The sequence below is a fragment of the Streptomyces asiaticus genome, from assembly GCF_018138715.1.
Lineage (GTDB): Bacteria > Actinomycetota > Actinomycetes > Streptomycetales > Streptomycetaceae > Streptomyces > Streptomyces asiaticus.
In genome coordinates this window covers 2,983,202-2,997,404 of the sequence record NZ_JAGSHX010000006.1, presented here as the reverse complement: position 1 = coordinate 2,997,404, position 14,203 = coordinate 2,983,202, and the positions used below count along the sequence as shown (strand labels likewise).

Annotated in this window: 11 protein-coding genes and 2 pseudogenes; 8 read left to right on the top strand and 5 right to left on the bottom strand. The window is 69.4% G+C overall.

Features of this window, described 5'->3' with window-relative positions; all coding sequences use genetic code 11:
* Nucleotides 1-133: 133 nt before the first annotated feature.
* Nucleotides 134-2,752 carry an aminopeptidase N gene (gene pepN / locus KHP12_RS20530; RefSeq protein ID WP_086879856.1) on the bottom strand — a complete coding sequence of 873 codons (2,619 nt, stop codon included), beginning with the start codon at nt 2,750-2,752 and terminating at the stop codon, nt 134-136.
* A gap of 170 nt (nt 2,753-2,922) precedes the next feature.
* Between pepN and KHP12_RS20525 the strand changes: the two genes are divergently transcribed.
* Nucleotides 2,923-3,558 carry a mycothiol-dependent nitroreductase Rv2466c family protein gene (locus tag KHP12_RS20525; protein WP_037945894.1) on the top strand — a complete coding sequence of 212 codons (636 nt, stop codon included), beginning with the start codon at nt 2,923-2,925 and terminating at the stop codon, nt 3,556-3,558.
* An 82-nt stretch (nt 3,559-3,640) separates the two neighbouring features.
* On the opposite strand, the gene KHP12_RS20520 is transcribed toward KHP12_RS20525, so the two are convergent.
* Complete coding sequence (locus KHP12_RS20520) at nt 3,641-4,234, bottom strand: biotin transporter BioY (RefSeq protein ID WP_086879857.1); 594 nt, start codon at nt 4,232-4,234, stop codon at nt 3,641-3,643.
* Between the two features lie 253 nt (nt 4,235-4,487).
* On the opposite strand from KHP12_RS20520, the gene KHP12_RS20515 reads away from it, so the two are divergent.
* The 3 genes from KHP12_RS20515 to KHP12_RS20505 all read left to right on the top strand — a co-directional run bounded on the left by KHP12_RS20515 (nt 4,488) and on the right by KHP12_RS20505 (nt 7,695).
* Entirely contained in the window at nt 4,488-5,909 is a 1,422-nt protein-coding gene (locus tag KHP12_RS20515; RefSeq protein ID WP_086879858.1) for an amino acid permease, read from the top strand.
* A gap of 165 nt (nt 5,910-6,074) precedes the next feature.
* Nucleotides 6,075-6,716 (top strand): superoxide dismutase, encoded by a 642-nt coding sequence (locus KHP12_RS20510; protein ID WP_086879859.1) that lies wholly within the window; start codon nt 6,075-6,077, stop codon nt 6,714-6,716.
* A gap of 196 nt (nt 6,717-6,912) precedes the next feature.
* Nucleotides 6,913-7,695 carry a class II aldolase/adducin family protein gene (locus tag KHP12_RS20505; RefSeq protein ID WP_086879860.1) on the top strand — a complete coding sequence of 261 codons (783 nt, stop codon included), beginning with the start codon at nt 6,913-6,915 and terminating at the stop codon, nt 7,693-7,695.
* 32 nt (nt 7,696-7,727) lie between these two features.
* Here KHP12_RS20505 and KHP12_RS20500 read toward each other — a convergent pair whose 3' ends face one another.
* Nucleotides 7,728-8,288, bottom strand: a complete 561-nt coding sequence (locus KHP12_RS20500) for a GNAT family N-acetyltransferase (protein ID WP_086879861.1) — start codon at nt 8,286-8,288, stop codon at nt 7,728-7,730.
* Nucleotides 8,285-9,517, bottom strand: a pseudogene (locus KHP12_RS20495) (NsdA family TPR-like regulatory protein); the annotation flags it as partial. The pseudogene KHP12_RS20495 and the gene KHP12_RS20500, both read right to left, overlap by 4 nt.
* Nucleotides 9,518-9,725: 208 nt before the next feature.
* Here KHP12_RS20495 and KHP12_RS20490 point away from each other — a divergent pair.
* The 4 genes and pseudogenes from KHP12_RS20490 (at nt 9,726) to tgmC (ending at nt 12,592) form a co-directional block, all read left to right on the top strand.
* On the top strand, nt 9,726-10,160 hold the full coding sequence (locus tag KHP12_RS20490; RefSeq protein WP_086879863.1) for an ATP-binding protein: 435 nt from the start codon (nt 9,726-9,728) through the stop codon (nt 10,158-10,160).
* 26 nt (nt 10,161-10,186) lie between these two features.
* On the top strand, nt 10,187-10,498 hold the full coding sequence (tgmA, locus tag KHP12_RS20485) for a putative ATP-grasp-modified RiPP (RefSeq protein WP_086879904.1): 312 nt from the start codon (nt 10,187-10,189) through the stop codon (nt 10,496-10,498).
* Nucleotides 10,499-10,512: 14 nt separating this feature from the next.
* Nucleotides 10,513-11,441 (top strand): annotated as a pseudogene (gene tgmB / locus KHP12_RS20480) (ATP-grasp ribosomal peptide maturase).
* Nucleotides 11,438-12,592, top strand: coding sequence for an ATP-grasp peptide maturase system methyltransferase (tgmC, locus tag KHP12_RS20475; RefSeq protein WP_086879864.1), 1,155 nt, complete (start codon nt 11,438-11,440; stop codon nt 12,590-12,592). Before tgmB ends, tgmC begins: the two are co-directional and overlap by 4 nt.
* A gap of 96 nt (nt 12,593-12,688) precedes the next feature.
* Here the strand turns inward: tgmC and KHP12_RS20470 are convergent, their stop codons facing one another.
* Nucleotides 12,689-14,203 (bottom strand): tripartite tricarboxylate transporter permease, encoded by a 1,515-nt coding sequence (locus KHP12_RS20470; RefSeq protein ID WP_086879865.1) that lies wholly within the window; start codon nt 14,201-14,203, stop codon nt 12,689-12,691.

Below are 14,203 nucleotides of genomic sequence, written 5' to 3'. Positions count from 1 at the left end.
TCCACCCGCTAACCACTGTTACACAGTCGTCGACAAAAGCGGACAACACCGTACTAAAGTACGGCAGTTCGAATGCCGAAAGGAGCTCCCCCGCTTCTCCCGAAGGAGCTCCCGCTTCGGTCGAACGTGTGCGTCAGCCGGCCGCCCGCGCGTCGCACTCCTGGCCGCGCAGGGCGCGGGCCAGGTCGTCGCGGGCCTCCAGGACCAGCCGGCGCAGCGCGGGAGCCGCGTCCGGGTGGCCGTCCAGCCAGGCGTCGGCCGCCTCCAGGGTGGGGGTGTCGCCCTGGGCGGCCGGGAACAGGCCGCGCACGATCGCCATCCCGATCTCGATCGACCGCTCCTGCCAGACGCGCTCGATCACCTCGAAGTAGCGCGGTGCGTACGGTGCCAGCAGATCCCGCTGCCCCGGCTGGTCGAAACCGGAGATGGTGGCCTCCACCAGGGCGTTGGAGAGCCGGTCGGACTCCACCACCGCGTCCCACGCCTCGGCCTTGACCGCGGCGGAGGGCCGGGCGGCCAGACACCGCACCTGGTGGCGCTTGCCGGAGGCGGTGTCGTCGCGGGCCAGCTCGGCGCCGATCAGCGCCTCGTCGGCCTGACCGCTCGAGGCCAGCGCGGCCAGGAACGTCCAGCGCAGCTCCTGGTCCACATCCAGCCCGTCGATCCGGGCCGTGCCGTCCAGCAGCCCGCGCAGCAGCCGCAGCTCGGCGTCGGCGACGGCCACCTGTGCGAAGAACCGCGCCCAGGCCAGCTGGTGGCCGCTGCCCGGCTCGGCCAGCCGCAGCTCGCTCAGCGCGCCCTCGGCCAGCCGGGCGGCGGCCTCCTCGCGTGCCTCCGGCGCCGAGTAGTGGTGCAGGGCGGACAGCGCCCACGCCTGGACCATCTGGAGCACCCCGATGTCGCTCTCGGCCCCGGCGAACCGCCGCACCAGCTCCAGGTAGTCGCGGGCGGGCAGCAGCGCGTCGCGGGTGAGGTTCCACAGCGCGGACCAGCTCAGGGCGCGGGCGAGGGGGTCGGTCAGCTCGCCGAGGTGCTCCCGCAGGGTGTCCAGCGAGCCCTCGTCGAAGCGGATCTTGCAGTAGGTGAGGTCGTCGTCGTTGACCAGGATCAGATCGGGCCGGGAGGCGCCGGTCAGCTCGGGGATCACCGTACGGGGACCATCGACGTCCACCTCGGCGCGGGCGTAGCGCACCAGCGCCCCGGGGCGCTCCCCGGCCGGGGCCTCCTTGCGGTACAGCCCGACGGCCACCCGGTGCGGCCGCAGAGTGGGGTGGGTCTCGGCGGCCTCCTGGACCACCGCCAGCTCGGTGATGTGCCCCTCGGCGTCATAGGTGGCCTGCGGGGTCAGCGTGTTGACCCCCGCGGTCTCCAGCCAGGCGCGCGACCACGTGGCCATGTCCCGCCCCGAGGTCTCGCCGAGCACCGACAGCAGGTCCGACAGCCGGGTGTTGCCGTACGCGTGCCGCTTGAAGTAGCGCCGCGCGCCCTCCAGGAAGGCGTCCTGCCCGACATAGGCCACCAGCTGCTTGAGCACGGACGCGCCCTTGGCGTAGGTGATCCCGTCGAAGTTGAGCTTGGCGTCCTCCAGGTCACGGATGTCGGCCGTGATCGGATGGGTGGACGGCAGCTGGTCGGCGCGGTACGCCCATGCCTTGCGGCGGTTGGCGAAGGTGATCCAGCCGTCGGTGAAGCGGGTCGCCCCGACCAGCGAGAAGGCCCCCATGAAGTCGGCGAAGGACTCCTTGAGCCACAGGTCGTCCCACCACTCCATGGTCACCAGGTCGCCGAACCACATGTGCGCCATCTCGTGCAGGATGACGTTCGCCCGGCCCTCGTACGACGCCTGGGTGACCTTGCCGCGGAAGATGAACTCCTCCCGGAAGGTCACACAGCCCGGGTTCTCCATCGCGCCGAGGTTGTACTCCGGCACGAACGCCTGGTCGTACTTGCCGAACGGGTACGGATAGTCGAAGTGGTCGTGGAAGAAGTCCAGGCCCTGCTTGGTGACGGTGAAGATGTCATCCGCGTCGAAGTGCTTGGCCAGCCCCTTGCGGCACAGCGCGCCCAGCGGGATCTCCAGCGCCGAGCCGTCCGGCAGTGTGCGGCGGTAGAGGTCGCTCTCGTAGTGGTACGGACCGGCGACCACGGCCGTGATGTACGTCGAGATGGGCTGGGTCGTCACGAAGTGGCTGGTCGTGGCGGCATCGTCGGCGCCGGACGGCTCCACCCGGTCCACCGCCCCGTTGCTCAGCACCGTCCAGCCCTCCGGGGCGGTCACCGAGAAGGTGAACGGGGCCTTGAGGTCCGGCTGTTCGAAGTTGGCGAAGACCCGGCGGGCGTCGGCCGGCTCGTACTGGGTGTAGAGGTAGACCTCGCCGTCCTCCGGGTCCACGAAGCGGTGCAGCCCCTCGCCGGTGCGGCTGTACGCGCACTGCGCGTCCACCACCAGCTCGTTCTCCGCGGCGAGGCCCTCCAGCGCGATCCGGGAGCCGTCGAAGACCGCCGCCGGGTCCAGCTCCCGCCCGTTGAGCCGCACCGAGGTCACCGAGGGCGCCAGCAGATCGGCGAAGGTCGCCGCGCCCGGCTCGGCGCAGCGGAAGCGGATCGTGGTGGTGGAGCGGTAGGTGCGCGGCCCGGACCCGGTGTGCTCACCCACCGCGGACCGCAGATCGAGCGCCACCTCGTAACCCTCGACGGACAGCAGCTTCGCCCGCTCACGGGCCTCGTCACGGGTCAGGTTCTCACCGGGCACGACGCGGCTCCCTCGCCAATGTCTCGCATCTCGGATATCGGACAGCGGAAATCATGTCACGGGGCACCGACACGCGGCATCGGGGAATGAGCCCCCTTCCGTGCGCGTTGGGTGAAGCAGCCAGCTCTCTATTCGTTTGCGATACCAGCGCGCCCGCTTGAGGAGAAACCGTGACCGAGACTGCCAAGACGCCCGCCGATTTCTGGTTCGATCCGCTGTGTCCCTGGGCCTGGATGACCTCGCGCTGGATGCTCGAGGTGGAGAAGGTGCGCCCGGTCGAGGTGCGTTGGCACGTCATGAGCCTGGCCGTGCTCAACGAGCCCAAGCTCGATGAGCTGCCCGAGGAGTACCGCGAGCTGCTGAAGACCGCCTGGGGCCCGGTCCGGGTGTGCATCGCCGCCGAGCAGAAGCACGGCAGCGAGGTCCTCGGCGCCCTCTACACCGCCCTCGGCACCCGCTTCCACAACCAGGGCCTGGAGAAGAACCGCGAGACGATCGTGGCCGCCCTCGAGGAGGCCGGTCTCCCCGCCGAGCTCGCCGACTTCGCCGACTCCGACGCGTACGACACCGAGCTGCGCGCCTCCCACAAGGAGGGCATCGACCTGGTCGGCCAGGACGTGGGCACCCCCGTGATCGCCGTCCCGGGCGCGGACGGGGAGCAGATCGCCTTCTTCGGCCCCGTGGTCACCCCGGCCCCCAAGGGCGAGGCCGCCGCCAAGCTCTGGGACGGCACCCTGATGGTCGCCTCGACCCCCGGCTTCTACGAGATCAAGCGGACCCGTACGGTCGGCCCGATCTTCGACTGAACCCTTCCTCCTCCGCCGCCACGGCAGGGCCCCCGCGCGAGTCGACCGCGCGGGGGCCCTTTTTCTGTCGGCTTCCGTGGGGTCAGCCGCGGCGGCCCACCAGCTTCCAGGCGGCCGGCAGCGCGCCCATCGCCAGGGCGGCCTTCAGGGCGTCACCGATCAGGAACGGGGTGAGCCCGGCCGCGATCGCCTCGCTGAGGGAGATGTGGGTGGCCAGCGCCAGATACGGGACGCCCACGGCGTAGGTGACCGCCGAGCCGACCGCCATGGTGCCCGCGGTGCGCAGCACCCCGCGGTCGCCGCCGCGCCGGGCGAGCGCGCCCACCACGGTGGCCGCCAGCAGCATGCCGAGCACATAGCCGAACGACGGCATGGCGGCACCGGAGCTGCCCTCGGCGAACCACGGCACGCCCGCCATGCCGACCAGGGTGTACAGCGCCAGCGACAGGAAGCCGCGCCGGGCGCCCAGCGAGGTGCCCACCAGCAGGGCGGCGAAGGTCTGGCCGGTCACCGGCACCGGCGAGCCGGGGACGGGCACCGAGATCTGGGCCGCGAGGCCGGTGAGCACGGCGCCCCCGATGATCAGAGCGGTGTCGCGGGCCAGGACGCGCCGGGCGGGAAAGACCGCGTCCGCGAGGACCGTACCGGGTGTGGCGGCGGCAGAAACCGTGCTCATCAGCGATGCTCCCAGGTCAGAGGGTGGATACCGCGACGCTAACCCAGCGTGGGGGCCGCGGACACCGTCGGATGGCCACAAAGCCGGACGCATCGGCTTGGCAGCTTCTGGCAGAGATCCCTGATACGGAGCGTGACGCGAGTGTCCGATATCCAGAAAAGATTGTCCGCGATGTTGTCCCCATAGGACACGCCCTTCACACTAGGGACGTTTTGCATCCGTCACCGGCGCTCGTAAGGGACAGAGAAGAAGAATGAACCGGACATCCGCGTCCTCGACGCCATCCGGCGCCGCCGAGGCGACCGGCACGGGCGCTGGCGCCACGCCGCCGCTCTCCCACGGCCTCAAACAGCGCCATCTGTCGATGATCGCCCTCGGTGGCGTGATCGGCGCGGGGCTGTTCGTCGGCTCAGGCGCCGGAATCGCCGCCGCCGGTCCGTCGATCGTGGTGGCCTACGCGGTGTCCGGGCTGCTGGTGATGCTCGTGATGCGGATGCTCGGCGAGATGTCGGCGGCCAACCCGGCCTCCGGCTCGTTCTCCGTGCACGCCGAGCGGGCGATCGGGCCCTGGGCGGGGTTCACGGTGGGCTGGATGTTCTGGATCCTGCTGTGCGTGGGCATCGCCGCGGAGGCGATCGGCGCGGCCGGGATCATGGTCCAGTGGTTCCCGGGCAGCGAATCCTGGATGTGGGTCGCCCTCTTCATGGCGATGTTCTGCGGCACGAACCTCGCGGCGGTCAGCAATTTCGGCGAGTTCGAGTTCTGGTTCGCCGCGCTGAAGATCGCCGCGATCACGATCTTCCTCGTCCTGGGCGTGCTCGCGATCCTCGGCGTCCTCCCGGGCACCGACGCCCCGGGCGGCGCCCATCTCAGCGGTGACGGCGGCTTCCTGCCCAACGGGGTGAACGGCCTGGTCGTCGGCCTGCTGGCCTCCGTCTTCGCGTACGGCGGCCTGGAGACGGTGACGATCGCGGCGGCCGAGTCCGAGAACCCGGTCAAGAGCGTCGCGGGCGCGGTGCGCACCGCGATGTGGCGCATCGCCCTCTTCTACGTCGGCTCGATGCTGGTCGTGGTCACGCTCATCCCGTGGAACGACAAGTCCGTGGTCGAGCACGGCCCGTACGTGGCCGTGCTCAACCACCTCGACATCCCCGCGGCCGGCGACATCATGAACGTGATCGTGCTGATCGCGCTGCTCTCCGCGATGAACGCCAACATCTACGGCGCCTCCCGGATGTCCTACTCCCTGGTCACCCGCGGCGAGGGCCCCGCCTTCCTGGGCCGGGTCACCGGCGGCGTGCCCCGCCTCACCGTGCTCGCCTCCTCCTTCTTCGGCTTCGTCGCGGTGCTGCTCAGCTACTGGTGGCCGGACACCATCTTCAAGTGGCTGCTCAACATGGTCGGCGCCGCGGTGCTCGTGGTCTGGGGCTTCATCGCCGCCGCCCAGCTGCGGATGCGGAGCCGCTTGCAGCGGGAGGCCCCGGAGAAGCTCGTCGTGAAGATGTGGCTCTTCCCGTATCTGACCTGGGTCGCACTGGCCGCCACGGTCGGGGTGCTGCTGCTGATGCTGCGCGAGGCCGACACCCGCAGCCAGCTGTACGCCACGGCGGTGATGGCGATCGCCCTCGCGATCATCGGTTTTGTGCGGCAGCGGGTGGCGGCGGAGCGGAGCTGAGCCCACATCACCCCGCGCATGGAGGCGGGGCGGGTCCTCGATCGGAGGACCCGCCCCGCCTCCGTCTTTGGGCCCAAAGACGGTCGGTTCCGACTGGCGGAAAACGCTCTTGCTGATAGCGTGTACTTGCAAGTTAATTGCAATAAGCGGTCCGAAGGGCTTCGCATGGCCATCTACACACTTCCTGAACTTCCGTATGACTACTCGGAGCTGGCACCGGTCATCAGCCCCGAGATCATCGAGTTGCACCACGACAAGCACCACGCCGCGTACGTCAAGGGCGCGAACGACACGATGGAGCAGCTCGCGGAGGCGCGGGACAAGGATCAGTGGGGCTCGATCAACGGGCTCGAGAAGAACTTGGCCTTCCATCTGTCCGGCCACATCCTGCACAGCATCTACTGGCACAACATGACCGGTGACGGCGGCGGCGAGCCGCTGGAGAAGGACGGGGTCGGCGAGCTGGCCGACGCCATCGCCGAGCACTTCGGCTCCTTCGCGGGCTTCAAGGCCCAGCTGTCCAAGGCAGCCGCCACCACCCAGGGCTCGGGCTGGGGCGTGCTGGCGTACGAGCCGGTCAGCGGGCGGCTGGTGGTCGAGCAGGTCTACGACCACCAGGGGAACGTGGGGCAGGGCTCGGTGCCGATCCTGGTCTTCGACGCCTGGGAGCACGCCTTCTACCTCCAGTACAAGAACCAGAAGGTGGACTTCATCGAGGCGATGTGGAAGGTCGTCAACTGGCAGGATGTGGCGCGCCGTTACACGGCCGCCAAGGAGCGCGCCAACAACCTGCTGCTCGCCCCGTAACCCGGAGCGCCCACCAGACCCCCTGCTTGCGTGATCGTCTTCTCACCGAGCACCGGGCAGGCGGAAAAGGGGCCCCCGCGCGGTCGACTCGCGCGGGGGCCCCGCCCTTGCTCCGTGGACCCGGTCGTTCGGTGACAAGAGGTGTGCGCGGGGAAACTGTCCCCTGACGTCACCCCGCCCCGAGGGAGTCCTTACCGTGCCCGCTTCACCCCGCCCCGCCGACCAGGCGCCCCTCGACGAGGAATGGCGGCTGCGCCGCGAGCTCGCCGCCGTCTACCGCCTGGTGGCCCACTTCCGGATGACCGACCTGATCTTCACCCATATCTCCGCCCGCGTCCCCGGGCCCGAGCACCACTTCCTGATCAACCCCTACGGCCTGCTCTTCGAGGAGATCACCGCGTCGAACCTGGTCAAGGTCGACCTCTCCGGCCGCCCCGTCGAGGACACCCCGCACCCCGTCAACCCCGCCGGATTCGTCATCCACAGCGCCATTCACGCCGCCCGCCCCGACGCCCACTGCGTTCTGCACACCCACACCAGGGCGGGCTGCGCCGTCGCCGCGCAGGAGGACGGCCTGCTCCCGCTCAACCAGATCTCCATGGAGTTCTACGGCAGGGTCGGCTACCACGACTACGAGGGCGTCGCCCTCAACCTCGCCGAACAGCGCCGCCTCGTCGCCGACCTCGCCGGCCACCCCGCGCTGATCCTGCGCAACCACGGTCTGCTGACCGTCGGCGAGACCCCGGGCGAGGCGTTCCTGCGGATGTACTACCTGGACAAGGCGTGCGAGATCCAGACCACGGCCATGGCGGGCGGCGCGAAGCTCACCACGCCCCACCCGGACATCTGCGAGCTCACCGCCCGCCAGCTGTCGGGCGAGGACCACGGCTCCGACTTCGCCGACGATCAGGCGTACACCCTCGCCTGGTCCGCTCTCCTCCGCCTGGCGGAGCGCGTCGCGCCCGACTACCGGGACTGATGGGGCCCGGAGTGTCGAGGGCGGACCTGCGGTCAGGGGCGGATCGGGTCGCGCATCATGGCGGCGAACACCGGAGAGTCGGGGAACGGTTGCTGCGTCCCGATCTGGCGGTATCCCCAGGACTCGTAGACGGCTTTCAGGCGACCGTTCGCAGTCTGCGGGTTGACCAGGAGCGTGACCCGTTGTTCTTCGCGTCCGGCAAGGAGTTCCTCATGGAGCCGACGGGCAACGCCGGTTCCCCGCCAGGGGGCTCGGACGAGGATTTCGTTCAGGGCCAGAGTCCGGTCACCCGTCTCCTGGGTGTAGTCCTCCGGCAGAGGCGGCTCCATGTCCTCCCACCACGCGGTGTTGGGGCCGAGTGGGGTTGCGAAGACATAGCCCACCGGATCGCCTGCTTCCTTGGCGACAATTACTTCCCAGCCGGGACGGGAGGCATAGGCGCTCAAGCGTTCGTCGAAGCGATCGACGGCGTAGAAGGGCCGATTCAACATGCCGAAGTCCCCCCGTACCTCGACGTGAATATCAAGCAGGAGCTGACGCACCTTCTCCACGTCGGTTACGTGGCGGAAACTGATGGAGTTGGTGTCGGTCATGCGATCGCCGTCCTATGGTCGAGCCAAGCGCGGGCTTCGCGGGTGTCTGATGCCAAGGCATTCAGCCGGTATGTGAAATCGCCCAGGAGTTTGCGGACGCGTCCTTGCCGGGCCATTTCCGCAGGGACCGCCTGGGCGGTAGCCACCGCCGGTTCGATGTCGCCCTGGCCAAGCTGCGCGAGGGCGAGATTGGCGTGGGCCAGGGCACGGTTGCGCTCCAGCTCGGGCCGCAACCCGGTGAGACACTGGTGAGCACGTTGTTCCGCCTCCGGCCACTGGCCGAGACTGAGGTACGCGAACGTCGCCAGATTGTCGAGTTCGGCTTGATCGAAGAAGCGCATCCACGCAGGCCGCTGGAGGGATTCATCGGCGCGGTCGAACGCTTCCTGTGCGTGGCCGAGGGTGCGTAAGGCAGCCTTCGCATCGCCGGAGTCGGCATGGTCAACCGCGAGACGCGCCAGCGCGAGCGAGGCGAACAAGGGATCCCGACGGGTGATCGCCGTGGCGCGTGAGACCTCGGAAGCGGCCATGGCGTCGGTGTGACGACCAAGCTGGTAGTACAACGCGCTGGCATGACCCCAAACCCTGAACTGCACGGCTGGGTCGCCTGCCAGCCCGGCCAATGTCACGGCCTGATTCAGATGGTCCTGGGCGACGTCCAAGCGGCGGCCGTCGATGGCGGCCCACATGGCGCTGGTCACGAACGCGGCGGCGACAGCGTACAGCTCAGATCGGATGCGGCTTGAGGCGGTACCGCGCTGCTGAAGGCTCAGGGTTTCCCGGGCGAGGGCGGCCGCGTGTCGCTCAAGGTCCAGCGTGCCGCCGTAGCGGTCATCCATGGCTACCAAGGCGGCGAGCTTGCCGTTCAGACGGTCTACGTCGGCAGACCCCAAACGACGCGGAGACGCGGCGTTGGGTGCGGCCAAAGACGCACCGGCGGCAGTGGCAGCCGTAAGGAAGGCACGTCGGTACAAGGGATCCTCCTCAGGAGAGGCAGGAATCGGGCCAGTTGGTCGGCCCCTCGGTTGGAACCCTAACTGCAAGGGCGTTCGGCCGGTGACCCTCTCCAGGGCGACTCGCTGGCGCGCGTGGGGCCAGGCGATCTCGCCCGAGAGCCAGCGGAAGACGCCGCGTTCGGTGCAGGTGCCGTACGAGCCCGTGAATTCGGCGATGACGGAATTCAGCCGCTCGACAAGCTCGGTGGTGGTGACCTTGTGCTCGGCCATCCAGGCGGCAAGCGCCTCGTTGCGTGTTCGCGCCGTAACGGAACGTTAGAGGATCCGGGCCACGGCTTGGATCCTGAAGGCGTCAAAACGACAGGGCCGGGCCTGCGGGCCATCGACGTATACGGCATGCACACGGCCTGGCTCCCGTCGGTTACCTGGTTGTCCGCGGACGCGCTTCGCTCAATGCTCCGCTCTCCAGGAAGGACCGACCATGTCCGTGCAGCCCTCGAATGACACGCGCCCCGCTGCGACCGGCCGACCTGCCTACAGTCAGTCGCTGCCGTGCGAGGCGGAGTCGGCGACACGGGCCCGGCGCCTGGTGCGTGCCGCGTGCACCGCATGGGGGCTGGCCGATCTCGCCGAGGCGGGAGCGCTGATCGTCTCCGAACTGGTCACCAACGCCCTCGCCCACAGCGGTAGCCGCTGTCTTCGCGTCACCGTCTCCCGTCCGGACGCGCGCTGGGTGCGGGTCGCCGTCATCGACAAGTCCCGCGCCCAGCCGGCGCAGCGCACGGCGAACGCCGACGATGAGAGCGGGCGGGGTCTGGCGATCGTCGAGGCCATCAGTGTCCGTTGGGGCACGGATCGGCTGCCCTGGGGGAAGCGCGTCTGGGCCGATTTACGCGCGCCCCGCGAAGCAAAGTGATCCACAACCACCAGGAGGCATACGCCATGTTCTCTCACTCCGACCGATTCCCCACCGGAACGCCCCTGCCCTCGGGAGCCATCAGTCTCGTCCCCTGGGGCTTACGACGCATGGCCCCCTATCCGGCCTTTGCCCCGGACTACGCCCGCGCGGAACTGGATCCGGTGACCCAGACGACCCGCTATTTCAACGCCTGCGGTCAGGCGATGGAGATGCCGGGCCATGGGACCAGCACGGGCACCAACCCGGCCACCAACACCGGCAACCCGTCGGACGGCGCCGGTCCGGGTGGTTCCGGCGGCGGTGACCAGGACACCGGGAACGACAGCGACCAGTGATCGACGCCCCGGTAATGGTCGTCACCAATCTGGACGACCCCACGACCGACCTGGTGATCGAGGAGTTGCACGGCCGGGGCATCTCGGTCGTGCGCTTCGACTCCGGGGATTTCCCCGCCACGCTGTCGGTCGCGGCTACCATCACACGGACCGGAATCGCCGGAACGTTGACCACACCTTCCAGGACTGCCGATCTCACCCGCGTACGGTCGTTGTACTACCGGAGGCCCTCCGGGTCACCTTTCCGCATCTGGACGAGCAGACGGCCCGCTTCGCCGTCACTCAGGCCCGATACGGACTGGGCGGCGTACTGGCCGCCCTGCCCGGCTGCTTCTACGTCAACCATCCGCACCGCATCGGAGACGCGGAGTTCAAGCCAGCCGGGCTCGCTGCCGCTGTCGAGGCGGGCTTCCGTATCCCGCCTACGCTGATCACCAGCGCTCCGGACGCCGCAAGGGCGTTCATCAGACGCCACGGCTCGGTGATCTACAAACCGCTGTCCACACCGCTCTACCGCGTCGAGGGTGTGTCATGCACGGTGACGGTGGCCGAGGTCGCGGCTGACGAGATCGAACAGGATGTGGCCGGTACCGCCCATCTCTTCCAGCGGCGCGTAGACAAGGTGGCGGACGTCCGGGTGACGGTGATCGGCAGGCGGGTGTTCTGCGTCCGGATCAACTCCGACCTGTTGGACTGGCGCACCGACTACAGCCGGTTGACGTACGACGTCGTCCAGCCACCGGACGGGATCACCGAGGGCCTGTCCGCCTACCTCGCCTACTTCGGGTTGGTTTTCGGGGCTTTCGACTTCGCGGTGGACCGGGACGGGGGATGGTGGTTCCTGGAGTGCAATCCCTCTGGCCAGTGGGCCTGGCTGGAGCCGGAGACGGGGCTGCCGATGGTGGCGACGATGGCCGACCTGTTGGAGAGGAAGCCGCGATGAGGGAGGACGACGAACGGCTCCGGGTACGGCTCGGCGACCGCCTTACGGAGGCAGGCTGTCTGCGCACCGCCCCATGGCGGGCGGCGGTGAAGGCCGTCCCGCGTCACGAGTTTCTGCGGGGAGGGTTTTTCGAGCAGGTGGAAGGGGCCTCGCCGACCGCTTGGCGACCCGTCCTGCCGAACGGGGACGGCAGGTGGCTTGAGCGCTGCTATGCCGATGAATCCTTGGTCACCCAGGTCGCGGGCACGGTGGTGCCCGGAGATCTGCGGGGAGAGATCATGCGGACTCCCACCTCGTCCAGCACCATGCCGAGCCTCGTCGTGAGGATGCTGGAAGAGCTACAGGCCGAGGACGGACACCGCGTCCTGGAGATCGGCACCGGCACCGGCTACTCAACCGCCCTGCTGTGCCATCGGCTTGGCGACGGATCGGTGGTTTCGGTCGAGGTGGACCGTGAGGTGTCCGGGCGGGCTGCCACTTCCTTGTCCGCTTGCGGCTACCGGCCGAACCTTGTGGTCGGCGATGGACTGGCCGGGCACGTGGATGCCGCTCCGTACGACCGGGTGATCGCCACATGCGGGGTTCTGACCGTGCCGGAGAGCTGGATCGCTCAGACCAAGCCCGGCGGGATTGTGCTCGCCACGGTGGGCGGCTGGCTGTACGCCTCCGAGCTGGCCCGGCTCACCGTTCACGGCGATGGCACGGCGTCCGGCCGCTTCCTCGACGGACAGATCTCCTTCATGCTGGCTCGCCCGCACCTGCCCCCGCCGCTTGGTCTGCTCCCTGATATCGGCAGTGGCGAGGAGCGATTGACGGCGCTCGGCCCCGACCTGCTGACGTCGGACTGGACGACCCGGTTCGTCGCCCAGCTGGCGGCACCCCGCGCCCAGCACATCACCCTGTCCGGCGAGGGGCGGACGCACCAGATCCTCATCGACGTGCAGGCCGGAGCCTGGGCGGTACTGACGGAGGCCGACAGAGGCTGGAGGGTCCGGCAGGGTGGGCCCATCCGGCTATGGGACGCGGTGGAGGACCACGTCGCGCGCTGGTGCGCAGACGGCGCACCGGGGCTGGACCGCTTCGAGATCACCGTGACGCCGGACGAGGGGCAGGTCATCCGCTGGCTTGGCGGGCGGCGGTCGCGCGGCTGAGTCCGAAGGCAGTCATGTCAGAAAAGGCCCCCGCGCAGTCGACTCGCGCGGGGGCCCGGCATCAGCTCGCGGGGTTCAACCTGGCGGCTTCGGGGTTCAGCCCACCGGTTCCGGCTCGCGTTCCCGGTTCCGGCGCAGCGCTCGGGCGGCCATCGGGCCGGCCAGGGCGATCAGGGACAGGAACAGGATCGCCGCGGAGAGCGGGCGGGTGAAGAAGATCGTCCAGTCGCCCTCGCTGAAGGCCATCGCACGGCGGAACTGGGTTTCCGCCATCGGGCCCAGTACGGCGCCCAGGATCAGTGGGGCGACGGGATAGCCGGTGCGGCGCATGCCGAAGCCCAGGAGGCCGAAGAGCACAGCGATGCCGAGGTCGACCGCGTTCTGGGAGAGGGCGTACACCCCCAGGGCGGCGAAGACCAGGATGCCCGCGGTGAGGAGCGGGCGGGGCAGCCGGAGGAGCTTCACCCACAGCGGGATCAGCGGCAGGTTGAGCACCAGCAGCATCACATTGCCGATGTAGAGGCTGGCGATCAGCGTCCAGACCAGCGCCGACTGGGTCTCGAACAGCTGCGGGCCGGGCTGCACGTTGTACATCTGGAACGCGATCAGCAGCACACCGGCCGTCGCCGAGGTGGGGATGCCCAGCGTCAGCAGGGGCATCAGCACTCCGGAGAACGCGGCGTTGTTGGCGGCCTCGGGGCCGGCCACGCCCTCGATGGCGCCCTTGCCGAACTCCTTCTTGTGCCGGGACAGCCGCTTCTCCACGTTGTAGCTGAGGAACGTGGGGATCTCCGCACCGCCCGCGGGCAGGGCGCCGATCGGCAGCCCGATCGCCGTACCCCGCAGCCACGGCTTCCAGGACCGGCGCCAGTCCTCCGGGCTCATCCCGATCCTGCCGCCCACCGGGAGCATCTGCTCCTCGGGCGCCCGTCGCATCCGGGCCGCGGTGTAGAGCGCCTCCCCGATCGCGAAGAGGCCGACGGCGACGGCCACGATCTGGACGCCGTCGTACAGCTCCGGCACCCCGAAGGTGTAGCGCGCCTGGCCGGTCAGGCTGTCGATGCCGACGAGCCCGATGGCCAGGCCCAGGAAGAGGCTGCACAGCCCGCGCGCGGGGGCGTCGGCCACGACCGCGGTGACCGTGGCGAAGGCGAGGACCATCACCGCGAAGTACTCCGCGGGCTGGATCTTCTCGGCGATCTGCGCCATGGCCGGGCCCGCGAAGGTGATCCCGACGGTGGAGATCGTGCCCGCCACGAACGAGCCGATGGCGGCCGTGGCGAGCGCGGCCCCGGCGCGCCCGGAGCGGGCCATCGGATGGCCCTCCAGGGTGGTGGGGACCGACGCCGTCTCCCCGGGCACGTTCAGCAGGATGGCCGTGGTGGAGCCGCCGTACATCCCGCCGTAGTAGATGCCCGCGAAGAGCACCAGCGCGCCGGTGGGGTCGAAGACGAAGGTGAGCGGGAGCAGCAGCGCCACCGTGGTGGCGGGGCCCAGGCCGGGCAGCACGCCGACCAGCGAGCCGAGCGTGCAGCCCGCGAACGCCAGCAGCAGGTGCAGAGGGCTGAACGCGCTGCCGAAACCGCCCATGAGGTCGTTGAGGACATCCAT

Excerpts from the sequence above, each read along its gene's own strand:
- KHP12_RS20520 (WP_086879857.1), bottom strand. The coding sequence starts at position 4,234 with ATGAGCACGGTTTCTGCCGCCGCCACACCCGGTACGGTCCTCGCGGAC.
- KHP12_RS20490 (WP_086879863.1), top strand. The coding sequence starts at position 9,726 with ATGTCCGTGCAGCCCTCGAATGACACGCGCCCCGCTGCGACCGGCCGA.
- KHP12_RS20470 (WP_086879865.1), bottom strand. The coding sequence starts at position 14,203 with ATGGATGTCCTCAACGACCTCATGGGCGGTTTCGGCAGCGCGTTCAGC.
- tgmA (WP_086879904.1), top strand. The coding sequence starts at position 10,187 with ATGTTCTCTCACTCCGACCGATTCCCCACCGGAACGCCCCTGCCCTCG.
- KHP12_RS20500 (WP_086879861.1), bottom strand. The coding sequence starts at position 8,288 with ATGACCGACACCAACTCCATCAGTTTCCGCCACGTAACCGACGTGGAG.
- KHP12_RS20515 (WP_086879858.1), top strand. The coding sequence starts at position 4,488 with ATGAACCGGACATCCGCGTCCTCGACGCCATCCGGCGCCGCCGAGGCG.
- tgmC (WP_086879864.1), top strand. The coding sequence starts at position 11,438 with ATGAGGGAGGACGACGAACGGCTCCGGGTACGGCTCGGCGACCGCCTT.
- KHP12_RS20510 (WP_086879859.1), top strand. The coding sequence starts at position 6,075 with ATGGCCATCTACACACTTCCTGAACTTCCGTATGACTACTCGGAGCTG.